Genomic DNA, 20,424 nt, shown 5'->3' with positions numbered 1-20,424 from the left:
GGTTTCGTCGAAAGATGTATCGCCAGCCTATCGCGAGGCCGATGTTTGCAAAGCGCGCAGAATATCCATGGCCTCGTTTGCCCTGTCGTGCGGCACGAACACATGGTCATGATGTAAGGCGGCCACCATATTGCAGGCAATGCCTTTGTCAGCCAGTGCAGTGGATACCGCGGCGGTCAAACCGACACCTTCAAGAGACGAATATACCTCAAGAGTAATTCGAGACATTGGCGGCTGGGTCATTGGCAGGTCCAGCGATATAGCTTTGTCGAGCGGCATGATGAGGCTGATCCCCTCAGCTTCACGGAAAGTGGCCAGCGCGTCGACGATAATCTGTTGGTCTGTGCCGGACGGGGGCAGTGCGCAGAAAATATAGGTCTCTGTATCAAGCGTCGGCGTCATGCCCGCAATCATCCCGGCACGATCCTGAACGACTGCTCCTGTCGATGTATCCGGCGGCAAATTTGTAATCTCCAGCAAATCAAGATGAACCGACGATGGCCTGTCTGTTGTTGATTATCAAGCAACATCAAAGTCGCGTCGATTAGCGGGGCGGCATTCTAAACGAAAAAAGCCCCTGCTTTTCAGCAGAGGCTTTTCGCTGGAGCTGACAAGGGGGATCAGTCGTCCAGCTTGTCGTAATCCAGTTTAGGAGCGGCTTCGAGCGCTTCCTTTGTTGTGTCGACATAGGCCTTCCATGTGCCATTGTCGTTTTGGACAGCAACCGAGGCCGGATCGAGCACCACATAGCTCTTGTCGATGCCAAGGAAGCCACCGACGCTGGCGACAAGGCCAATCACCGACTTGCCGTCACCAATCACCACATCTTCAATCTCGCCAATGTCGTCACCGGCTGCGTTGTAGATATCCAGGCCTTCCAGCTGGGAGGCGGTCAGATCGGTTTTCTGCACGTTGACGAATTTCAGCGGACCATTTGGCGTCATGCCCATTGTGATGCCGGGGCCGGCCAGAGTGGCGTCAGCGCCAGCAGCTGCAGGGGCGGCAGCGGACGGTGCAGCCGGGGTTGTCGCTGTCTGTGCAAAGGCAACAGAGGAGGTGAGGACTGCAGCAGCAGCCAGTGCGAAAACCTTGTTTTTCATGATGTTTCTTCCCTTTCAGTATCGAACGCTATGTTCGGGGAAGTAACGGATAGGCATTGTTTTGGTTCCAGCAAAAAATGTAGATTAGAACGTCAGCATGATCTGAAATACGCTATGAGAGGATTGAGATCATGACGCGGTTCCCGAGGGTACAGGTGACAATCATGTCGGATAAAAACAGAACCATGTGCACGACAAGGGTGATCCATCTGCTTTGATCGACGAGAGGATCGAACAGTTGGGTGACTGGCGTGGTGCAAAGCTTGCGAAAATTCGCGCACTGATAAAACAGGCGGTGCCCGAGGTAATCGAAGAATGGAAATGGCGCGGCGTGCCTGTTTGGGAACATGCCGGCATTATCTGCACCGGCGAGACCTACAAAAATGTGGTCAAGATGACCTTTGCCCATGGTGCGTCAGTCGCGGACCCCGCCAGGCTGTTTAATTCCAGCCTTGAGGGCAATACGCGCCGCGCAATCGATTTTCATGAGGATGATGTGATCGATGAAGAGGCTTTGAGGGCGCTCATTCGTGCGGCCGCAGAGAGAAATGTCTCTCATAAATCAAAATCATCCCGCTCTACAAAAAAAGCGGGATCATCATAAGGCGTCCAGAAAAACTTATGTACGCGACGGGAACGTGCCGGAGAGTTTCTGCTGCACCAGATCAACACTGCCACGGACATGCAGCATCAGAGGTTTGCCGCCGGAGATTGCCAGCGCCATGGCGATAATAGACACGTCCTCTTCGAATGCACCGACGTAAAGCACCTGTGCCGGATTGACGTAGACGGTTTGATTGTGGGTGTTTTTAAAACCGATCATCATATGAGGCATGTCTCCTTTTTGCTTTGGGTGGAGATATGCCAGCAAGGGGTTGATGCAGGTTTAACGCATAATAGCAAAATACGACTTATGCGACTGCTGGGCACGTAGGCGCCAAATGCTCGGCAAAATTGGCAAATAGAAGGTGAATATCTGCGGCTAATTCTCGGCAACAGCCTTGTCGCTATCCCATTTGCTGTCGATGAATTTCAGCACATCGATGATTGAGGTCTTCCAGACGGTCCAGACGTGATCGCCGTCAGTGATACGCAATTCCGATGTGCGATTGTCAGCCTGTAATGTTTCATGCAGGGCAACGGCGCCGCGCCAGAAAAAAAAGCCGTCATCGTCGCCAACCGTGAGATAAGTGGCCGGCAAGTCCTGTCCTTCCACGACATGTTGCGCGACCAGAGTGAATAGGTTCTTTTCATTGAACAACCGCGCGTCGAATGGCGTACCAAAAGCGCCGGAGAAATGATCGCCGGTTGATGGCAGGACGATGCCGCTGGTGATCGTCGTGCGGTCAACCCGATGGAAAAAGGCGCTGTCCTGAATGAGTTTCAGTTCGGCGGGCGTTTTATCGAGATCTTCGGCTGGTACGTTTTGCCAGATTGCGCCGGACATGCTGGCGACAGCTGTGAAAAGATCTTCGTGGTCATAGGCTAGACGCAGCGCGCCAAACCCACCCATAGACAGGCCAGCTATGGCGCGACCCTGCTTGTCCTGACGAACAGGAAGCGTCTTTTCCACATGCGAGTGAAGGTCGCCCGTTATGGCTGTCTCGTAATCACCCGGTCCGCCAACTGCTGATGAGTCGACATACCAGCTGTTCTTTGCGCCCGGCATGACCACGACCAGCGGACGGATGGTGCCTGAGGCAATCATGCCATCCAGTGTTTTCTGGATGTTGCCGAGATCGCGCCAGCTGTTCTGGTCTCCATCATGGCCGTGCAACAGATACAGCACCGGCCAGCCGTTTTCCGGTGGTTCGCCGTCCGGTTGGTAGATGTTGACTGAAAGATCGGCGTCGAGTGCCTTGCTGCTGAAGGTGGCGTCTTCGATCTGCCCGGCAAAGGCAGATCCGCAGGACAGGAAAAGGCAAAGGGTTGCCAGATTTTTTCGCGTCATACCGTCTCTCCCTTGCGGGTTCGCGGGTTCCCAACAAAGTTCAGCAACGTTTACGGGTAGGTTGGGTTCCTACGCTGCATGTTTGTGGTTAACGCCCCGGTTTACCGGTCTTGCCTTTTGTGCGGCCCTTGCGCTGTTTTTCGTCCACGGCATCTTCATAGGAACCTACGCCGGGTTTGGCACGAGTGATTGGGCGAGGGTCGTCAGTGCGTTTTTCCGGCTGGCCTTCGAGAAGGGGTGAGAAACGCTTGCCGCCCTCACTTGCCGGTTTTTCGGGAACGTCACCACGCACTGGCTTTTCAGTTCGGCCGACAGTCATTTCGTCGAGCGTGTTCTTGCGGAACAACGGCTTGGCGGTGTCCGTGCCCGGTCCCATGTCATCCAGCGATGGTTTCTGGAACAGGGATTCACGGGTGGCCTGCGCGGCGCGTCTGATGCCTTCCTGCGCCTTGGATTCCTCCTTGGCGATAGGGTCGTCCATTGCCGCCAGTTCGACAGCCTTGAGGCGCTTGATTTCGTCGCGCAGACGGGCGGCCTTTTCGAAGTCGAGATCGGCTGCTGCGTCGCGCATCTGTTTTTCCAGCGCGTTGAGATGTGCCTGCAAGTTGGCGCCAACCAGATGGCCGCCATCGGCAAAGCCTTTGCCGGAAACGCCAGAAATATCAGCCCTTACGTGATCTTTCTCATAAACTGAATCAAGAATATCGGAGATGCGCGCCTTGACCGATTCCGGCGTAATGCCGTGTTCGGTATTGTAGGCCATCTGCTTTTCACGGCGGCGGCTGGTTTCTTCCATCGCGCGTTTCATCGAACCGGTGATGTTATCCGCATAGAGGATAACCTTGCCATCAACGTTACGGGCGGCACGGCCGATGGTCTGAATGAGCGATGTTTCCGAACGCAGGAAACCTTCCTTGTCGGCGTCGAGAATGGCGACAAAACCGCATTCTGGAATGTCGAGACCTTCGCGCAGCAGGTTGATACCAACCAGCACGTCAAAGGCACCAAGACGCAGATCACGGATGATTTCGATACGCTCCAGCGTGTCGATGTCCGAGTGCATGTAGCGCACGCGTACGCCTTGCTCGTGCAGATATTCGGTCAGGTCTTCCGCCATGCGTTTGGTCAAAACCGTCACCAGCGTGCGGTATCCGGCCTGCGCAGTCTCGCGGATTTCACCCAAGACATCGTCAACCTGCGTGCGGGCAGAACGAACCTCGACCGGCGGATCGATAAGGCCGGTGGGGCGAATGACCTGTTCGGCAAAAACGCCGCCGGACTCTTCCATTTCCCAGGAGCCAGGTGTTGCCGACACGGCGATGGTTGGTGGGCGCATGGCGTCCCATTCCTCGAACCGCAGCGGACGGTTGTCCATGCAGGAGGGCAGGCGGAAGCCATATTCCGCCAGCGTTGCCTTGCGACGGAAGTCGCCTCGGTACATGCCGCCGATCTGGCTGACGGAGACGTGGCTTTCGTCGATGAATAGCAGCGCGTTGTCAGGGATATATTCAAACAGCGTCGGTGGTGGCTCACCGGGATTACGGCCGGTGAGGTAACGGGAATAGTTTTCGATACCGGCGCAGGAGCCGGTGGCCTCCAGCATTTCGATATCGTAACGGGTGCGCTGTTCCAGACGCTGCGCTTCGAGCAGACGGCCAGCCTTTTCCAGTTCGGCAAGGCGGCCCTTCAGCTCTTCCTTGATCGACTTGATGGCGCCATTCAGCGTCGGGCGCGGCGTGACATAGTGCGAGTTGGCGTAAATCTTCACCGATTGCAGATCGCCGGTTTTCTGACCGGTCAATGGGTCGAATTCGGTAATGGTTTCGATTTCATCGCCCCACATAGAAATGCGCCAAGCAGCATCTTCCAAGTGGGCCGGGAAGATTTCAATCGTGTCACCGCGCACACGGAAGGAACCACGCACGAAGTTGATGTCCTGCCGTTTATATTGCTGTGCCACGAGGTCGGCCAGAAGCTGACGCTGGTCCAACTTGTCGCCCACCTGCATCTGGAAAGTCATGGCAGTGTAGGTTTCCACCGAGCCAATACCGTAAATGCAGGAGACCGAAGCGACGATGATACAGTCATCACGCTCCAGAATGGCGCGGGTGGCGGAGTGGCGCATACGGTCGATCTGTTCGTTGATCGACGATTCCTTTTCGATGAAGGTATCCGAGCGCGGCACATAGGCTTCCGGCTGGTAATAATCGTAATAGGAAACGAAATATTCCACCGCATTGTCGGGGAAGAAGTTCTTGAACTCGGAATAAAGCTGTGCGGCCAGCGTCTTGTTCGGGGCAAGAATAACCGCAGGGCGCTGGGTTGCCTCAATCACCTTGGCCATGGTGAAGGTTTTGCCCGAACCGGTCACGCCGAGAAGAACCTGCGAGCGTTCTCCCGAATTGATGCCTTCGACCAGATCGGCAATGGCGGTTGGCTGATCACCGGCAGGTTCGAAATCCGATTGCATGCGGATCGTAATGCCGCCTTCGGATTTAGCCGGGCGAGCAGGACGATGCGGGGTCCACAATTTGCCATCCTTGAACAGCGGATTACCGCTTTCAATCAGCTTCGACAGCGCATCCACCGTGGCCGTGACCGCACCGGTGGCGAGGTTTTCTGCTTCTTCAAGGCTGACATCGAGACCGGCAACCGGGTTCAGACCGGCAGCTGCACGGGTCTTGGGGTCGTTGGATGCGCCAATCGACACACCGCGCGATGTCTTTTGAGATGTGGCCTTGTTGCCTTTTGCAGTCTTAGCCGCTTCATCGATTGCAGCCTTGCGGGCTTCGATCTCGATCTTCTTGCGGTGCTTGCCCGCCTTGGAGGCAATCTCACGTTGGGTTTCAACCGAGGATGCTTCGGCTTCGGCTTCAAGCTGCTTTACCCAATCGGCCACGCTGCCGGAAAGCGGTGCACCTTCAAAAGGTGCCTGCGGCATTTCAGCAAAGCCATCGGAGCGCGAGGTCTGGTCGGTGGGTTTTTTCGGAGATTTGGCCATGCCCGGAATATGGAGAGAGTCCGCCCAAAAAGGAAGGGGCGGCAATGAAAAAATGAGTACAAAAAGGAAACGTCGCCCCGCATGGAACCGAACGAATGCTGGCGTGTTTTATCCTCCGTTTTCATTGCCGGGCGGCAGGTGAAAGAATGGAGCCGATACCTTCTACATCAGGGCATCTGCTTCGCAAAAAAGCCCAGTACACTTTTTGGCCAGATGCTGTAAGCAAGTGGCCAAATTCCGAAGATGTTCTGTTTTTCGGTTCCGGTTTCCCTCACAATCTCCAAAGGTCGATCATGCCTTTCTCTATCAGCCCTGCCCACATCTGGCCCGTCCTGATGCTCATTGCCTCAAATGTCTTCATGACCTTTGCCTGGTACGGGCATCTCAAGCACAAGGGCAGCGCCCTGTTTCTGGCGATTATGGCCAGCTGGGGCATCGCGTTTTTTGAATATTGTCTGGCGGTCCCTGCCAATCGTATTGGCTCTGAGGTCTATTCGACAGCGCAGCTCAAGACGATGCAGGAAGTCATCACGCTGATCGTATTTGCCGGCTTCTCGATCTTCTGGCTGAAGGAAAGCCTGACCATCAACCACGTTATCGGTTTTGCACTGATTGCGCTGGGTGCGTCATTTATCTTCAGAACCTGACATCGTGCATTTACGGATCTGGGCTGGCTTAATATCTGGCCCAGATTTTTCGAAGCGGCGCGCCGAGGCGTTCGGCAAGCTGCTGATCCTGCTCGTGCGTTGTGTCATCCATAGTGGGATTGAGCGCCTCGAGCGCAAAACGCCCAAAGCCAGCGGGCCAGACATAGTCCAACCCATTCAAATTCACGGTCGTGCTACAGCAGGGAGCTTCGGCGGAAAGATTTTTGAATTCGCTGGCAAAGGCCGTGTCCATGGCTTCGCCCCACCAGCCCTCGACATCCGCCTTGCAGTTGGGGCATTTTACACCCGACCAGTTCTCGCCGGGATCATAAAAGCGCACATCGTCCTCGAAGTGGCCCGAGACATTCTCGGCCAGCGGCGCCATGGCTTTCAACAGTGACACAGCTTGCCCTGACTGTTCGTCCGATGGCTGCCAGTTGGGATCAAGCGGCACGTAGCGTAAAATTGTTTCGGACATTTTTCCTCCTCCGGTCGGGCGGCGTCGGTCTCCGCAGCAATGGCTAGTTTTCGTGGGAGTCGATCCAGGAAAGTCTGATTCATTATTCACATATTGATTCCGCTGAACCAAATATCACGTTGATAGATAGAGGTAATTTGCCGCGGCATATCAATGTGACTGGCGTTTTTGTTCTATTGCTGCTCATATCCTGGCATTCAGTTATGAAGGCGGTATGATGAAAACCAGACCTGCAATGTCAGATGATGCCGAGGGCATGGCAGCCGTGCAAAACGAAATTTTCGCAGCCGGTTTGCGCAAGACGCCCACCGACAAGACTACTATTCTGGCCGCCTATATCGATCCGGAAGACCGCATCCAGTGCGTAGTGGCGGAAGGGGACGATGGGCGTATTCTCGGGTTTCAATCGCTGCGTCTTGCGAAGGTGGGCAACCCTTGGGACGTGGCTGAAGGTTGGGGCATAATCGGTACCCATGTCAGCCCGCTTGCCGCGCGCAGAGGTGTCGGATCTGCCTTGTTCAGGGATACGCTGCGTGCCGCGAGAGAATTTGGCTTGCGCAGCATCGATGCCAGCATTGGCGCGGACAATATGTTGGGGCAGGCCTATTATGAGGCCATGGGTTTTCAGACATACCGCACGCCGGATGGGCTGGTTTGTAAAGCATTCTATCTCTAGGGGCAGAAGAGGCCGGGATGGCGCCCGGCCACTGTTTTCCTATTCTTCTTCTCAAGCGATTTTGGTTTTACCGACTTTCTGAACTGCGAAATCCAGCACCAGCATCACCAGCAGGCTTAACCCTACTAGCGGGTAAAGAATGCCGCCAATCGCCAGCATCGCAATCAGGCCACGCATGACCCGCTTTTCTTGTGGCATCGGCGGAATGCCAAGCGAACCCTTGGGGCGACGTTTCCACCACATGACACCACCGGAGACCGCCAGCAGCACGGTGGCGAGGCAGGCCAAGGTCAGCACGATCTGGTTTGCCAGACCAAATTGCTGGCCCATATGGGTGTTGATGCTCCATTCGAGAGCCTTGCCCATCGGACCGTAATCCGCATAACCCATGTCGATCAGTGCTTCGCCACTATATTGGTCGAGGTGGATGACACGCTGTTTGGACAGGTCGTCGGGATAGATCGAACCGCTATAGACACCGGATGGATTGGTCGGCAGGGCCACGGCGTAACCCGGTGTCAGGCCAAGCTGCTCGAAACGGGCAATGGCTCCGTTTATGCCAATCGTATCGCTCATTGTTGGCGTCTGTTGCGTGGCAGGCATGGTGGCGTGGCCAGCATGACCTTCATGGCCGCTATCGCCCTGTCCATGGTCATGACCCTGTGAGAGCGGTATCTGTGCCTGCTCCAGCGACCATGAGGTTTTCGAGATATCATCAAGCTTCTGCTTCGACATGGGCACATCAACGCGCACACCGGATGGATAACCGAAATTGCTGCCATTGGCCCATTCATTGACCTTGCCGCCCCACACACCCGACCATGGCATGCCCGTGGCCGCCAGAAACACGATGAAGAAGCCGACAAAAATTCCGGTTACGGCATGGGTGTCGCGCCAGAATACCCGTTTTTTCGGTGTGCCGCGGACAGTGAGTACGCCGCCGGTCTGGTTGCGTGGCCACCACAGATAGATGCCGGTTGCCACCAGCAGCATGGACCAGCCTGCGGCGATTTCAATGAAATAACGGGCGTAGGTGCCGAAGTATTTCAGGCTGTGCAGATACCGCACGGTCCACATGACGGTGCCGCGATCAGGCAGCGAACCCAACACCTCGCCTGTGTAGGTGTTGACGTAAACGGCCCGTTTTCCCTGTGACGTGTTGACGGTAATTTCCGTCGATGCAGCGGGGTTGTCAGGTGTGGTGTATTTTACCGCCGTGCCAGGAACCGCAGCCAGAGCGGCCGCGACAATGTCGGATGGATTGGCTTTTGGCGCATTCTGCGAGATGTCGATGCGCTTGAGATCGGAATGAATGACATTGTCGATCTCGTCCTTGAACAGATAGAGCGCGCCAGTGATGGCAAGCGTGATCATGAAAGGCAGTATGAACAGGCCGGCATAAAAATGCCAGCGCCAGACGGCGCGATAGAGATTGATCGAAGAGGATTGCGCAGGCGCGCGCGGCCTCTCGAAAGAGGTGGTAACGGACATGGATGTCTCCGCAAAATGAAAGGATGACCGGCAGGGCCGGTGTGTTGTTCTTTCAGGCTTGCGTGGAAACGGGTGGTCCGCGAGGCTGCGATTCCCGATTGGGCGGCGTGGCCGGCTGGTCAGCCTGCGGCTGCACATAGGTAATATCCACCTTTGGCAGAAGGGCTGTTGCCAGTTCGTTTGGTGTGACCAGAAGGGCGGCGGCAGAAACCGATGCCAGGCGACAGAGCGTGCCACAGCAATTATTGGCAGTTTTGCCGGCCGGGTCCTGTTTTTCTGCCGTGCCAGCTGGAGAATGGCTGGAGCAGATAATCTCATCTGCGGCCAGCGCCATGGTAGCCATGTTGCCATGGGCAACGCCATTGGCCAGCCCCTGCAGCAAAAACAGCAGCAGCGCCAGCATGGCGACAGCGCCAGCCGAACTGCGATCCTGCATGATTTTGCGAATGAGCTTCATCGCACCTGACTGGCACAGTTTTTTTGACTTGTCACTGTGACGCTCTGTCCCGTGATCTGCCTTCTTAGACAGTTCTGGTGGGGTGCGGCGGCGCAACTCATGCGCCGCCGGTTGCTTGGTCATTGTCTGTTCATACGGATCGTGGGAAAGGGCAGACCCTCGTCATCGACTGGACTGCAGGAAATTTCCCGAAACCCGTTCCTCAGATAGAACTGCCGTGCATTTTGATTGGCGGCGTAAACATCGAGAGAAAGTCCGCCTTTCAATGTGATCGCATGTGAGAGCAATGCCTTGCCTATGCCATTGCCCTGGTGGGACGTAGACACGAACAGGCCGCCAATAAAGTTATCAATAAGCCCGATGAACCCGATAGGTTCATCCTTCATACACGCCACCCATGTATCGGCTTGTGGCAGATAAATTTCCTCGATCAACTTACGCTGCTGTCGCAGCCGTTGTTCCCCCAGAAATGCATGGGCAGTCATCGATGCTTCAAACCAGATGGACGAAAGCAACTGTTGATCCGAAGGCCCGTAAGCTCGGATGGTAATGTCTATGTTCGACATGATTTTTCCGTAGTGAGTATGCGTAAAAACAGGCCGGCTCAGATTTGAACCAGCTGTGAAACCGCCTGAAGCGGTGCTCATCTAGCTTCTGCGCATAAAACTCCTTCTACAGATTGCCCCAAAAACTACCTTGTCTTGATTTCGATGGCAAGCCCATGATGATAAGGACGCCTTGGATTACAAATTATCCATGTCTGAAAAAGGCCGCAGTTTCGCTCGATTGCCGCCCGCTTTGCTTGAGAGCCTGTCACTTCCCGAATGTTGGCAGGAGTGGCAGATATGGTTTCCTACTCTCCGACGATGGCTGCGATCCGTTTTGGTTACGGCCTGTCACCTCACGAAGAACACGGCGAGCGGCTGGATGATCTGCTTGGTCAACTGGCCGATGGCAGTCGGTCAGAACCGATGTTTCCCAGAGGTGGCATAGATGAAGCGCGGCAACGCGCCGATGACCTTGCCGAAGGGTTGAAGGAAATCCGTGCCATCAACAACGGTGGTGAGCGGGATCGTGAAGGGCGAAAGCTTTTGCAACAAAAGGCCAATCAGGCCTTCCAGCGCGATGCCGTGGCTCGGGTGACACAGGCGGTGTTTTCGCCCTACGGTTTTTACGAGCGCCTGTCCGGCTTCTGGTTCGACCATTTTTCCGTCAATGCCTATAAAACCTTGCCAATGCGGTTGCTGACGCCGCTTTATGAGAGCGAAGCCATTCGCCCGCATCTGGCCGGCTCCTTCCGTGATCTGTTGCAGGCGGCAATCCTTCACCCAGCCATGTTGATCTACCTCGATCAAGACCGGTCAGCTGGCCCGGATTCAGCCGCGGCGCAGAACCGCAGACGCGGGCTCAATGAAAATCTCGGTCGAGAATTGCTGGAACTGCACACGATGGGTGCGGGCAGCGGCTACACCCAGACGGATGTCAGATCCGCCGCACTGGTGCTGACCGGTATGACTGTCAATGACCAGTATGAGATGCTGTTTCGCCCGCGTCTGGCAGAGCCGGGGCAGATCGATGTGCTCGGCGTTTCCTATGGTGGCCGCAAACGGTCGGTCGATGATTGCCTGTCGATGCTGGATGATCTCGCCGCGCGACATGAAACTGCTGAACATATCTGTCGCAAACTGGTAGTGCATTTCATCGCCGATGAGCCACCAACCGACATGATCAAGGCCATGGTCGATGCCTGGCGGGCGAGCGATGGCAATCTGGCCAAGGTTTATGAGGTGATGGTGTCGCAGCCACGGGCGTGGAGCGACCCCGGCCGCAAGATGAAGCTGCCGTTCGATTATGTGGTGTCCGGTTTACGCGCGCTTGGCATAGACCGCAAAAGTTGGCGTGATATAATGTCTCCCGACGGTGACTCTGCCGATATGGCTGACAATACCACTGCTCCGGCGATGTCGAATGCTGCGCAAAATCCGGGATCTGCATCTGGGACGGATAGCGGACCGGATATGTCTGGCGACATGGCAAAACCTGCGCCTTTGGCGAAGAGTGAGGCGGTGCCGGGCGCCACCGGCAATGTCCGCAAACCCGGACTTGCCCGTAGCATGACGATTGCTGCCCTGAAGCGTATGGGCCAGCCGGTGTGGCAGCCGCCAAGTCCGGCTGGATTTGAAGAGGGGGTAACGACCTGGCTTTCCCCCAGTCAGATTAGCGAACGCATTTTATGGGCGCGAAAAGCCGCCAACAGTCTTGGCCGCAATATCGAGCCGAAAACTCTTTTGCAAAATGCGCTGGCAGATATGGCGCGAGACGACACGATTAAAGTTGTGCAGCAGGCCCCAAACCGGGCCAGCGGCATAACGCTTGTTCTTTCATCACCGGAATTCAACAGGAGATAGATTATGACTTTCTCTGAAGACATGCTTTTGAGCCGCCGCAGTTTTCTGGCAACGGCCTGCTGTGCCGCTGCCGTGCCGGCTTTTTCGCCGGTCAGTTTTGCAGCCATGCCGGGCGACAACCGTTTCGTGACCATTGTATTGCGTGGTGCGATGGACGGGCTGGACATGGTGCAGCCATTTGGTGATCCGCTGTTTGCCGCCATGCGACCGAGTTTGGCGATGACACCCGATAGCGGACTGCTGGATCTCGATGGATTCTTTGGCCTGAACCCGGCGGCCGAAGCGCTGATGCCGCTGTGGCAGGGCAAGGAACTTGCCTTCGTGCATGCGGTTTCGACGCCATATCGTGATGCGCGTAGCCATTTTGACGGACAGGACATGCTGGAAAGCGGTGGCCAGGCCGTGCATGACGAACGATCCGGCTGGCTGAACCGCGCGCTGTCGACCATTCCGCGCTCTGCCGACCGCAAGGCCATCGACATCAACACTTCAATGGAGCTGATCCTGTCCGGACCCAATGAGGTCGATGTCTGGTCATCGGTGTCCGACATTACCATGCCGGAAGACGAGATCGGTTTTCTGAAGCGGCTTTATGCCAATGATCCCGATTTTTCGCGTGTTCTTGGCGAAGCGCTGAAAACCGACATGTCGGCCGACATGCTGTTTGAAGATGAAAAACGCGGACAGGGTATTCGGGATGTTGCCAATCTGACGGCAGGTCTGCTGCGTGAGGATTATCGCATTGCCAGTTTCTCGATTGATGGCTGGGATACCCATGCGGGACAGAAGGCCCAATTTGCCCGCACGGTGAAAGACCTGATGATTGCCATCAACACGCTGAAAGACCAGTTGGGTGATGATGTCTGGAAAAAGACGGTTGTCCTTGCCGTGACCGAGTTTGGCCGCACGGTGCGTGAAAACGGGACTGGCGGCACCGACCATGGCACTGGCAGTGTGGCGCTGGTGGCTGGCGGCGACATTGCCGGTGGGCAGGTGCTTGGCAAATGGCCGGGCCTTGATGAAAGCAATCTGCTTGATGACCGTGATCTGATGCCAACCGGTGATGTGCGCGAGGTGGCGGCGGCAATGTTGCAGCGACAATTCGGTGTCAACGTGAATGATCTGACCGCGGGCATTTTTCCTGGCCTGAGCTTCGACAGGGCCTCACCGTATCTGCGAATGTGATCGGTCTCCTGTCGACCTATGAAGCAAGGGGCTTTCGCTAGTCGAAGGCCACTTTCGGAACATGCCTTAATCCACTCTGGCGCAAGTTTGGCTGCGTAAAGCACTTGTATTTGCTGGTGTCCAGATGGAGCGTTGATAGGCATGAATATACAGGTGCATGATAGCCTTGCGAATAATCCGGTAGCACCGGCCAAGGGCCGTCTTTTATCTGTTGTGCGCCCTTCGCGGTCGACAAACCTGATCGTCTGTTTCAACGGTTACGGCAACAAGGCCTACTCCAATCCGGGCGTACCATTTGACACCAATCTCGATGGTTACACGGTCATTCCGCAGTACCATGCGCATGTCATTTGGTTCGTTGAGGAAAAGACCTCTTGGTATCTCGAGCATGAAGACGAGATCCTCGATCGGCTGATCAAATATGTTGTCGAGAACGGCATTACCCACGTCAAGTTCGTCGGGTGCAGTGCTGGTGCCTATGCTTCGCTTCGATTCGGTATTCTGCTGGACAAGCGACTGGCGATGATTGGCAACAATGCGATGCTGGTATCATTTGCGGTAAATCCGCAGACCGGTTTCCGTCCTGAGCTTCTTGCCAAGGTCAAACAGTCTATCGCGACGCATAATTGGAACCCGAATTCTTACGGCACCGATCCGATCCTGTTGCCGCAGGCCTATTACGACGCCTATGCCCATCGCAAGATCGATATTTCGCAGCTGTTGGCACTACACAGGCCACGCAACCTTGCGGCCGTTGTTATGCATGATGCGCGCAACCCGATCGAAATGGTGTTCAGTGGCGATATCTTCACCGCCAATTATGTTCTGAACTTCCCGCAGAGCTTTGGTCTTGACCATGGCTCCGGTTGCGCCCGCCTGTGGCGCGAGTTCCTCTGGGAACCGTTTGACAAGGTCGCGCCATTTGGCAAGGCGATGTCAGGCGAAGCAATGCGATTGCTCTGAAAAACAAAACCCTTCCGGTCTGGCTTAGACGGAAGGGTTTTTTCATGCCTGCAACATTCCCTTGGGGGGAATGCGATTATGCTTCGGCAGGGACCGGAGTCGGCTGGCCGTCATCATCAAGCGCAACCATGATGAAGGTTGCCGCAGTGACCTTTTCCAGCTTGTTATAGCGCGAACGGTGTGCCCAGGCCTCAATGCTGAGCGTAATGGATGTGCGGCCGACGCGAACGATGTCGGTATAGATGCTCAGCGTGTCACCGATCTTGACCGGCAGCTCAAAGGCCATTTCCTTCACCGATGCGGTGACGACGCGACAGCGAGCACGTTCAGCAGCGCGAATGCCGCTTGCCAAGTCCATTTGTGACATAACCCAGCCACCGAAAATATCTCCGGCCGGATTGGCATCGGCTGGCATGGCGAGAGTGCGAAGTGTCAACTCTCCGGTTGGCTTGGGGGTGTCGGTCATTGCTTTGCTGTCTCCATTCGGCTGGTTATTTTTGCGATTCCGCAAGTCGGTGAAGTTTATGGGATATGTTGGCCACCTGCAATCAATGCCGCACTGGACAATCCGTATTTGCAACCGTTAAGCCGTGCGTCTGGACAAAGCAATTTACGCGATTGGAATGATGATGGATGTGAGAGATTCGAACGGCGCGATCCTGCAGGACGGCGACAATGTTACGCTGATCAAGGACCTGAAGGTCAAGGGCACCTCTGAAACGCTGAAGCGTGGCACAATGATCAAGGGTATCCAGCTAACCGACAATCCGGACGAGGTGAATTGCCGCCATGCCAAGATCAAGGGGCTGGTGCTGCGCACCGAGTTTTTGAAAAAGGCCTGATTGTCTTTTCTGACGATGGGTTTGAAAACAAAAGTCGCGCATCGGGTTCCGCTGCGCGACTTTTTTTATCAGCTATGCGTTGGCGGGGCAGACGTCAAATCCAGATGTCGTTGACGGCGGTGCGCTCTCCACCGCTTTCACCGGTGTTGAGAACACCACGCGGTTCGATGAGCAACAGTTTCACTTCATTTTCCGCGAAAGGTTTATGTTCGACGCCCTTCGGCACGACATACATCTCGCCAGCCTTCAAAGTGACGGCGCCGTCACGAAAATCGATGCGCAATACACCCTCCATCACGATAAAGGTCTCGTCGGTCTGTGCGTGTTCATGCCAGATGAAGTCACCGAGAATACGCACGATCTTGAACTGGTAATCGTTCATCTCAGCGACAACGCGTGGCTGCCAGTGCTCGGTCAGCAGCGGGAATTTTTCGTCAAAACGCACGGGTGTATAGGTTTTCTGCATGTCAGGCATCCTGTTGGAAAGTCCTGAGCATTAGGCGTGATGAAAACCGACGTCTTGAACGATCGTGCAGCGTTTTAGCCGGTTATCTCGTTGTCACCTGTCGGTGATGTAGCAGGCCCAGCCAGCGGGCCGGGCTGATACCAAAGGCTTTTGAGAACTGCCGTGTCATGTGGCTCTGGTCGGCAAAACCCGAGGAAAAGGCGGTGTCTGCCAATGTCTGTCCGGTGCGTAGTGCGGTTTTGACCGCAACGAGGCGGCGCATCGTCAGGTAACGATAGGGACTTGTGCCAAAGAGGGTGCGGAAATCGCGCGACAGGCTCCAGCGGTCGCGTCCGCACAGTTGCTCCAGATATTCCATCGTCGCTGTTTGCGGTAGCTCATGCAGATATTGCCGTGCCATTTCAGCGGAATGGTAGTCGATCAGTTTTTTTCCGCTGGCCGGTGCCGTGCCCGCTGCGGCCTCCAGGGCGTGCGCAAGATCATAAAGGGCGTCATCATATTCGAAGGTCTCGATACGGTCCTCTACGCTGCGCAGAATACGGTCGGTGGCCGCAAACAGTCGTCGGTCGTCGGAAATGCCACCATGCACATAGGGCAGGGGGCGGCCGCGCAACACAGACTGGATAGCGGCCGGTTCGATATAGGCAATGCGGTAATGAAAACCGTCCTCGGCGCCAGCCTGCCCGTCATGTTTTTCGTCCGGATGCAGGACCATGGTGCCGCCGGGACGACTGTTGCGCAGAGCGCCACGGTAATTGAAGCTTTGGATGCCGGAGAGGGTTCGCCCTATGGCGTATGTATCGTGGCGGTGCATTTCATAACCGCGCGCCGCAAAGAAGGCTTCGATGCGTTCCATGCCGACGGGATCGTTGGCGTGGCTGATCCAGCCGTTTTTCCTCTTTTCACCCTGCGCAAGCACAGAGCCGTGGCCGACATCCTTCATGGCCAGAGGACCTTTCCCGAATGTGTTTTCGGATATTCGGGAAAGGAAGATGTCATGTCGGCGATCTCGAAACGCGTGAGTTACTTACGAGATGTCGCGCCAGCCAGGAACTGCTGCGTTGCGTAAAGTGCGATGGCGGCTGCGTTGGAAACGTTCAGCGACTTGATTTCGCCCGGCATATCCAGTCGTGCCAGTGCGCTGACGGTTTCGCGGGTCTTCTGGCGAAGGCCTTTGCCTTCCGCGCCCAGAACAAGAGCGACCTTTTCGCCGCTGAATGTCTGTTCGATCGGGGCTGGACCTTCCGAATCAAGACCAACCGAGAAAAAGCCGAGCTTGTGCAGTTCACCCAGCGCATCGGCCAGATTGGTGATCTGGATATAGGGGATCATTTCCAGCGCGCCGGAGGCAGATTTCGCCATGACGCCCGATTCTGTGGGGCTGTGACGCATGGTGGTGATGATGGCGCCAGCCTTGAAGGCAACGGCAGAGCGCATGATGGCACCGACATTGTGCGGGTCTGTGACCTGATCCAGCACCAGAATAAGCGGGCTGTCCTTCAGGGCAGACAATTTACGCACTGGCAGCGGCCGGGTTTCCAGCATCACGCCCTGATGGATGGCTTCTGGTCCCAGAACCTTGTCGATATCCTGCGGCGATACCATTTCCACCGGGAACTTCTGTTCTTCGGCGGTGCCGATTTCCAGACGTGCCAGCGCATTTTGCGTGACCGACAGCTTGATAATCTGCCGCTCCGGGTTGGAAAGTGCCGCGCGGACTGTGTGCAGGCCATACAGATAGACCTGATCGGCATTCAGCTGCGGTGGCTTCCAATCATCAGCGCCCTGGCGCTTGCGTTTCTGGAAGGCGGGGGTGGGAATCTCACCCCGTTCGCGTTTTGCATCGCGTACGGCACGACGCAGGTTAGCGTAGTGCGTGTCACGGGTGGATTTGTCATTTTGATCGTCATTGCTCATAGCGCCTTATATCTCCGGCGATCTCATCACACCAGCCCCCGCGCTATCCACAGCCTGTGTAAGGCAATTGAATTTTTTTCGAAAAATTCGTGACAGGGCGTGTTGACAGATGAAGATCGGGCAGTCATATACCCGGCCACAGACGACGAACGGCGACGCGCCGGACACGGAAATCTGGACTAAAGCTTGGTAGCTTGATCCTCGCAGAATACTGGAGGAATGCCCGAGTGGTTAAAGGGGACGGACTGTAAATCCGTTGGCTCAGCCTACGTTGGTTCAAATCCAACTTCCTCCACCATTCTGCACGGATCGAAATCACCGCCGCGGGTATAGCTCAATGGTAGAGCAGCAGCCTTCCAAGCTGAATACGCGGGTTCGATTCCCGCTACCCGCTCCAATCAATTCAATCACTTACATATTTTATTGTTTCGCTCGTGTCACTGCGTGTCAGTCCACGCGGTTCAATTGTGGCTGCGTTTATTTCCGATTCGACGGCGGAAAAATTCGTCACACTTGGCAAGCTCCGTAAAAAAGCAGAGCGATTCAGACCGTTTTTTCAACAAGAAAATCGCCGTTTTTTTGCGAGTAGCGTGGGCCTAAGAAGGTCGCCAATCAGTCGCCGTCCAGATCGGCAATTTCGCCGTGAGACGCGATCAGGATGGGTGACGCCATGTCGCCGCTTTCATCGTCAACCATCACCTTGTAGGCCGCCACGCCAACGTGACGCGGAGCCATCGCGGCAGCGATTTTTTCCGCTGCTACTGGGTTGGACGCTGTCCGCATTTCACCGGGCACGATGCCGCCACGGTTCTTCTTGAACGTCATTACAATGATTTTTTCAGCCTGAGCCATGATGTCCCTCAAATCTGTTCTATAAATGTTCTCATTTGGAGCAAGAGTCAATCTGGCGTTTCGATCGACCGAAACAAAAGAGGCTGGAACCACAGGCGCAGTTGTTTTCACGTTCAAGAGATCAGGCGCTAGCCGCCGTCACCTATTCTTGAGGCGCGCGGGATCGTGATTCCGGGGTAACGGCAGAAGAGGATTTACTGCTGTCGCAACCAAGTTTGCAGGCCGGTTGTCTCGATTTGAGTGGTTACAGATGACGTGAGGTCGGTTCGCTTTGAGTTCAGCTTTGGCTGAGGCGCATTCTGCCTACAAAGACAGAAATGAGTGCCATGACAACCAGTGCCGGCCAGAGGGTGCACAGGCTGATGCCAATCCAGTGAGCGAAACGCGGCTTTGTATTGTCGCGCAGGATTTCAATGCCGGTATAGGCAATGAAAATGGCTGCAATCAGCACATAGGCGGTGATCAGGACTGGTGTGTGCATGAACTCTTTCATGGTTTTTGCAGCCGCGCCAGCACGATACGGGCGCGGAAGCAGGTAGCTTATGGTGAACGAGATGTTAATTCAACACCAGAATGGGCTGTTGTAATGCCCCATTTGGGTGATGTGCATCGCATTCCTACGGTACGGAACCGTAAGAGCAAAAGCCGATCACAAGCTATGAAAGAGAATTTGAAAACCGGGAGGGGCGGAGCGGTTTATCGCCGCGTGCTTTCGGTGCTGCTGTCTTTATCGAAAGGAAGCAGGTCCGTTTGATGTCGGCTTGTCCTGTCTTTCCGAATCCGCCTGAACCCAGCGGAAGAAAAGATAGAGAGGCGCAATAATCAAAGTAAGGGTAACGATAGCGTCGATAAACATATGGTACATCCCATGCAAGGCACCTCATCATGAGGTGTTCTGGGGCCATATTGTCCAAGATCTGTTGAGGCTTGCTGAACAAGTTCAGTTAACGACTTATTCGTTTGCTGTTAAAATGCGGAACAAAAATTGACGAAATGCACGTCGCGCCCCGTTTTGTTTCGAAACCACAGCCATATATGACTGAGACATGTTTCCGGCAAACCAGTTGTTTACTGTTTGGTTTGCCGAAAACGAGGCATTTATTGCTGGTTACTGGCCAAGATATGGCTGGACGTAAGGCCAGACTTCGACGCCGCCATGATAGAGCATGTTGAGGGCAACATAGATAATGACCATCAGGCCGAGATAGGAAATCCAGCGGTAGCGGTGCAAAAGCTTCGCAACGAAGTTTGCGGCCAGACCCATCAGGGCGATGGAAACGACGAGGCCGATCACCAGAACCGTCAGGTGTTCCTGTGCCGCACCAGCCACAGCCAACACATTGTCCAGCGACATGGAAACGTCGGCAATGACGATCTGCATGGCTGCCTGGAAGAACGTCTTGTGTCCCTTGGTCAGGTCGGCTTCATCGTCCGTGACCTCGTCTTCCATCGAACCGTTCTGCTCGCGCAGTTCGACCCACATCTTCCAACATACCCAAGCCAGCAACAGACCGCCGACGAGACGAAGGCCAACAATGTCGAGGAGTTGTACGGTTACGGCGGCAAAACCGATACGCAGCACGGTTGCGGCGATAATGCCGATCAGAATGGCTTTACGGCGCAGATGTGCGGGAAGGCCGGCTGCAGCAAGGCCGATAACGATAGCGTTGTCGCCGGCGAGCACGAGATCGATGGCGATAACCTGAATGAATGCCGTAAATCCGGCGGCGGTGAAAATTTCCATGGATATATCCTGAAGCGGATGATGGGGCGGCGCAGGAGAAAGCGTCTAACAATGTCAGTGAAGGCAGGAAATGTGATTTCGGGCTTGGCCCGTCGCCTTTCTCCCCAAGGCGATTAACAGGCGTCATATGACATCGGAAACTTGCCGTAAACCATATCTTGCATGGCAAATCACAATAAAGTCATTTTGTGGCAGGGAATCATCTGGCCGGTCGGGGGGCACTAAAGTCGCCGCTCCCTTGTGCTT

The 20,424-nt window shown here is 55.2% G+C and carries 23 protein-coding genes and 2 tRNA genes; 9 read left to right on the top strand and 16 right to left on the bottom strand.

Annotated elements, in window-relative coordinates; translation table 11 throughout:
• Window positions 1-27: 27 nt before the first annotated feature.
• Complete coding sequence (locus HGO37_RS01205) at window positions 28-462, bottom strand: ACT domain-containing protein (protein WP_250981801.1); 435 nt, start codon at window positions 460-462, stop codon at window positions 28-30.
• Window positions 463-620: 158 nt separating this feature from the next.
• Window positions 621-1,100 carry a PRC-barrel domain-containing protein gene (locus HGO37_RS01200; RefSeq protein WP_192488600.1) on the bottom strand — a complete coding sequence of 160 codons (480 nt, stop codon included), beginning with the start codon at window positions 1,098-1,100 and terminating at the stop codon, window positions 621-623.
• Window positions 1,101-1,287: 187 nt separating this feature from the next.
• On the opposite strand from HGO37_RS01200, the gene HGO37_RS01195 reads away from it, so the two are divergent.
• Window positions 1,288-1,704, top strand: a complete 417-nt coding sequence (locus tag HGO37_RS01195) for a DUF1801 domain-containing protein (protein ID WP_250981800.1) — start codon at window positions 1,288-1,290, stop codon at window positions 1,702-1,704.
• 15 nt (window positions 1,705-1,719) lie between these two features.
• Here HGO37_RS01195 and HGO37_RS01190 read toward each other — a convergent pair whose 3' ends face one another.
• From HGO37_RS01190 to uvrB, 3 genes are all read right to left on the bottom strand, one after another.
• Window positions 1,720-1,926 (bottom strand): hypothetical protein, encoded by a 207-nt coding sequence (locus HGO37_RS01190; RefSeq protein WP_250981799.1) that lies wholly within the window; start codon window positions 1,924-1,926, stop codon window positions 1,720-1,722.
• Between the two features lie 156 nt (window positions 1,927-2,082).
• Window positions 2,083-3,051, bottom strand: coding sequence for an alpha/beta hydrolase (locus HGO37_RS01185; protein WP_250981798.1), 969 nt, complete (start codon window positions 3,049-3,051; stop codon window positions 2,083-2,085).
• Between the two features lie 88 nt (window positions 3,052-3,139).
• The gene (gene uvrB, locus HGO37_RS01180) at window positions 3,140-6,052 is read right to left on the bottom strand and encodes an excinuclease ABC subunit UvrB (RefSeq protein ID WP_250981797.1); all 2,913 of its coding nucleotides are present in this window, start codon (window positions 6,050-6,052) and stop codon (window positions 3,140-3,142) included.
• Window positions 6,053-6,345: 293 nt separating this feature from the next.
• Here uvrB and HGO37_RS01175 point away from each other — a divergent pair, with 293 nt between their 5' ends.
• A complete protein-coding gene (locus HGO37_RS01175; protein WP_250981796.1) occupies window positions 6,346-6,699 on the top strand; it encodes a DMT family protein in 354 nt (117 codons plus the stop codon).
• A gap of 28 nt (window positions 6,700-6,727) precedes the next feature.
• Here the strand turns inward: HGO37_RS01175 and HGO37_RS01170 are convergent, their stop codons facing one another.
• A complete protein-coding gene (locus HGO37_RS01170) occupies window positions 6,728-7,177 on the bottom strand; it encodes a hypothetical protein (RefSeq protein WP_250981795.1) in 450 nt (149 codons plus the stop codon).
• A gap of 217 nt (window positions 7,178-7,394) precedes the next feature.
• On the opposite strand from HGO37_RS01170, the gene HGO37_RS01165 reads away from it, so the two are divergent.
• Window positions 7,395-7,853, top strand: a complete 459-nt coding sequence (locus HGO37_RS01165; RefSeq protein ID WP_250982378.1) for a GNAT family N-acetyltransferase — start codon at window positions 7,395-7,397, stop codon at window positions 7,851-7,853.
• 51 nt (window positions 7,854-7,904) lie between these two features.
• On the opposite strand, the gene HGO37_RS01160 is transcribed toward HGO37_RS01165, so the two are convergent.
• Genes HGO37_RS01160 through HGO37_RS01150 form a run of 3 tightly spaced genes read right to left on the bottom strand, consistent with a single transcriptional unit; the run spans window position 7,905 to window position 10,448 of the window.
• A complete protein-coding gene (locus HGO37_RS01160; RefSeq protein WP_250981794.1) occupies window positions 7,905-9,344 on the bottom strand; it encodes a PepSY-associated TM helix domain-containing protein in 1,440 nt (479 codons plus the stop codon).
• Between the two features lie 52 nt (window positions 9,345-9,396).
• A complete protein-coding gene (locus HGO37_RS01155; protein ID WP_250981793.1) occupies window positions 9,397-9,924 on the bottom strand; it encodes a DUF2946 family protein in 528 nt (175 codons plus the stop codon).
• Window positions 9,921-10,448, bottom strand: a complete 528-nt coding sequence (locus HGO37_RS01150; RefSeq protein WP_352230530.1) for a GNAT family N-acetyltransferase — start codon at window positions 10,446-10,448, stop codon at window positions 9,921-9,923. Before HGO37_RS01150 ends, HGO37_RS01155 begins: the two co-directional genes overlap by 4 nt.
• 198 nt (window positions 10,449-10,646) lie before the next feature.
• On the opposite strand from HGO37_RS01150, the gene HGO37_RS01145 reads away from it, so the two are divergent.
• From HGO37_RS01145 to HGO37_RS01135, 3 genes are all read left to right on the top strand, one after another.
• Window positions 10,647-12,209, top strand: coding sequence for a DUF1800 domain-containing protein (locus tag HGO37_RS01145; protein ID WP_250981792.1), 1,563 nt, complete (start codon window positions 10,647-10,649; stop codon window positions 12,207-12,209).
• A gap of 3 nt (window positions 12,210-12,212) precedes the next feature.
• Window positions 12,213-13,394 carry a DUF1501 domain-containing protein gene (locus HGO37_RS01140; RefSeq protein ID WP_250981791.1) on the top strand — a complete coding sequence of 394 codons (1,182 nt, stop codon included), beginning with the start codon at window positions 12,213-12,215 and terminating at the stop codon, window positions 13,392-13,394.
• Window positions 13,395-13,535: 141 nt separating this feature from the next.
• Window positions 13,536-14,357: a hypothetical protein gene (locus HGO37_RS01135; protein WP_250981790.1), complete on the top strand. Its 822-nt coding sequence runs from the start codon at window positions 13,536-13,538 to the stop codon at window positions 14,355-14,357.
• A gap of 76 nt (window positions 14,358-14,433) precedes the next feature.
• Here HGO37_RS01135 and HGO37_RS01130 read toward each other — a convergent pair whose 3' ends face one another.
• Window positions 14,434-14,823: an acyl-CoA thioesterase gene (locus tag HGO37_RS01130; protein ID WP_250981789.1), complete on the bottom strand. Its 390-nt coding sequence runs from the start codon at window positions 14,821-14,823 to the stop codon at window positions 14,434-14,436.
• Between the two features lie 163 nt (window positions 14,824-14,986).
• Here HGO37_RS01130 and HGO37_RS01125 point away from each other — a divergent pair, with 163 nt between their 5' ends.
• Window positions 14,987-15,199: an alkylphosphonate utilization protein gene (locus HGO37_RS01125; protein WP_192488613.1), complete on the top strand. Its 213-nt coding sequence runs from the start codon at window positions 14,987-14,989 to the stop codon at window positions 15,197-15,199.
• A gap of 94 nt (window positions 15,200-15,293) precedes the next feature.
• On the opposite strand, the gene HGO37_RS01120 is transcribed toward HGO37_RS01125, so the two are convergent.
• The 3 genes from HGO37_RS01120 to rlmB all read right to left on the bottom strand — a co-directional run bounded on the left by HGO37_RS01120 (window position 15,294) and on the right by rlmB (window position 17,582).
• Window positions 15,294-15,665, bottom strand: coding sequence for a cupin domain-containing protein (locus HGO37_RS01120; protein ID WP_250981788.1), 372 nt, complete (start codon window positions 15,663-15,665; stop codon window positions 15,294-15,296).
• Between the two features lie 82 nt (window positions 15,666-15,747).
• On the bottom strand, window positions 15,748-16,608 hold the full coding sequence (locus tag HGO37_RS01115) for a helix-turn-helix domain-containing protein (protein WP_250981787.1): 861 nt from the start codon (window positions 16,606-16,608) through the stop codon (window positions 15,748-15,750).
• A gap of 80 nt (window positions 16,609-16,688) precedes the next feature.
• Window positions 16,689-17,582 carry a 23S rRNA (guanosine(2251)-2'-O)-methyltransferase RlmB gene (rlmB, locus tag HGO37_RS01110; RefSeq protein WP_250981786.1) on the bottom strand — a complete coding sequence of 298 codons (894 nt, stop codon included), beginning with the start codon at window positions 17,580-17,582 and terminating at the stop codon, window positions 16,689-16,691.
• 213 nt (window positions 17,583-17,795) lie between these two features.
• Between rlmB and HGO37_RS01105 the strand changes: the two genes are divergently transcribed.
• Together HGO37_RS01105 and HGO37_RS01100 are read left to right on the top strand one after the other, a co-directional pair.
• Window positions 17,796-17,880 (top strand) — tRNA-Tyr (locus HGO37_RS01105).
• Window positions 17,881-17,905: 25 nt separating this feature from the next.
• Window positions 17,906-17,979 (top strand) — tRNA-Gly (locus HGO37_RS01100).
• Between the two features lie 215 nt (window positions 17,980-18,194).
• On the opposite strand, the gene HGO37_RS01095 is transcribed toward HGO37_RS01100, so the two are convergent.
• The 3 genes from HGO37_RS01095 to HGO37_RS01085 form a co-directional block, all read right to left on the bottom strand.
• The gene (locus HGO37_RS01095; RefSeq protein ID WP_250981785.1) at window positions 18,195-18,434 is read right to left on the bottom strand and encodes a hypothetical protein; all 240 of its coding nucleotides are present in this window, start codon (window positions 18,432-18,434) and stop codon (window positions 18,195-18,197) included.
• Window positions 18,435-18,711: 277 nt separating this feature from the next.
• Window positions 18,712-18,915 (bottom strand): hypothetical protein, encoded by a 204-nt coding sequence (locus HGO37_RS01090; protein ID WP_250981784.1) that lies wholly within the window; start codon window positions 18,913-18,915, stop codon window positions 18,712-18,714.
• A gap of 627 nt (window positions 18,916-19,542) precedes the next feature.
• Window positions 19,543-20,178, bottom strand: coding sequence for a TerC family protein (locus HGO37_RS01085; RefSeq protein WP_250981783.1), 636 nt, complete (start codon window positions 20,176-20,178; stop codon window positions 19,543-19,545).
• Window positions 20,179-20,424 lie beyond the last annotated feature (246 nt).

It is taken from the genome of Rhizobium sp. CG4, assembly GCF_023701965.1.
GTDB lineage: Bacteria > Pseudomonadota > Alphaproteobacteria > Rhizobiales > Rhizobiaceae > Agrobacterium.
The sequence above is the reverse complement of the archived record's forward strand: the minus strand, read 5'-3'. Positions and strand labels throughout refer to the sequence as shown.

What these genes read in the sequence shown, in the direction of transcription:
- HGO37_RS01200 (WP_192488600.1), bottom strand. Translation starts at nt 1,100, where the DNA reads ATGAAAAACAAGGTTTTCGCACTGGCTGCTGCTGCAGTCCTCACCTCC.
- HGO37_RS01190 (WP_250981799.1), bottom strand. Translation starts at nt 1,926, where the DNA reads ATGATGATCGGTTTTAAAAACACCCACAATCAAACCGTCTACGTCAAT.
- HGO37_RS01185 (WP_250981798.1), bottom strand. Translation starts at nt 3,051, where the DNA reads ATGACGCGAAAAAATCTGGCAACCCTTTGCCTTTTCCTGTCCTGCGGA.
- uvrB (WP_250981797.1), bottom strand. Translation starts at nt 6,052, where the DNA reads ATGGCCAAATCTCCGAAAAAACCCACCGACCAGACCTCGCGCTCCGAT.
- HGO37_RS01175 (WP_250981796.1), top strand. Translation starts at nt 6,346, where the DNA reads ATGCCTTTCTCTATCAGCCCTGCCCACATCTGGCCCGTCCTGATGCTC.
- HGO37_RS01170 (WP_250981795.1), bottom strand. Translation starts at nt 7,177, where the DNA reads ATGTCCGAAACAATTTTACGCTACGTGCCGCTTGATCCCAACTGGCAG.
- HGO37_RS01165 (WP_250982378.1), top strand. Translation starts at nt 7,395, where the DNA reads ATGAAAACCAGACCTGCAATGTCAGATGATGCCGAGGGCATGGCAGCC.
- HGO37_RS01160 (WP_250981794.1), bottom strand. Translation starts at nt 9,344, where the DNA reads ATGTCCGTTACCACCTCTTTCGAGAGGCCGCGCGCGCCTGCGCAATCC.
- HGO37_RS01155 (WP_250981793.1), bottom strand. Translation starts at nt 9,924, where the DNA reads ATGACCAAGCAACCGGCGGCGCATGAGTTGCGCCGCCGCACCCCACCA.
- HGO37_RS01150 (WP_352230530.1), bottom strand. Translation starts at nt 10,448, where the DNA reads ATGAGCACCGCTTCAGGCGGTTTCACAGCTGGTTCAAATCTGAGCCGG.
- HGO37_RS01145 (WP_250981792.1), top strand. Translation starts at nt 10,647, where the DNA reads ATGGTTTCCTACTCTCCGACGATGGCTGCGATCCGTTTTGGTTACGGC.
- HGO37_RS01140 (WP_250981791.1), top strand. Translation starts at nt 12,213, where the DNA reads ATGACTTTCTCTGAAGACATGCTTTTGAGCCGCCGCAGTTTTCTGGCA.
- HGO37_RS01135 (WP_250981790.1), top strand. Translation starts at nt 13,536, where the DNA reads ATGAATATACAGGTGCATGATAGCCTTGCGAATAATCCGGTAGCACCG.
- HGO37_RS01130 (WP_250981789.1), bottom strand. Translation starts at nt 14,823, where the DNA reads ATGACCGACACCCCCAAGCCAACCGGAGAGTTGACACTTCGCACTCTC.
- HGO37_RS01125 (WP_192488613.1), top strand. Translation starts at nt 14,987, where the DNA reads ATGGATGTGAGAGATTCGAACGGCGCGATCCTGCAGGACGGCGACAAT.
- HGO37_RS01120 (WP_250981788.1), bottom strand. Translation starts at nt 15,665, where the DNA reads ATGCAGAAAACCTATACACCCGTGCGTTTTGACGAAAAATTCCCGCTG.
- HGO37_RS01115 (WP_250981787.1), bottom strand. Translation starts at nt 16,608, where the DNA reads ATGAAGGATGTCGGCCACGGCTCTGTGCTTGCGCAGGGTGAAAAGAGG.
- rlmB (WP_250981786.1), bottom strand. Translation starts at nt 17,582, where the DNA reads ATGAGCAATGACGATCAAAATGACAAATCCACCCGTGACACGCACTAC.
- HGO37_RS01095 (WP_250981785.1), bottom strand. Translation starts at nt 18,434, where the DNA reads ATGGCTCAGGCTGAAAAAATCATTGTAATGACGTTCAAGAAGAACCGT.
- HGO37_RS01090 (WP_250981784.1), bottom strand. Translation starts at nt 18,915, where the DNA reads ATGCACACACCAGTCCTGATCACCGCCTATGTGCTGATTGCAGCCATT.
- HGO37_RS01085 (WP_250981783.1), bottom strand. Translation starts at nt 20,178, where the DNA reads ATGGAAATTTTCACCGCCGCCGGATTTACGGCATTCATTCAGGTTATC.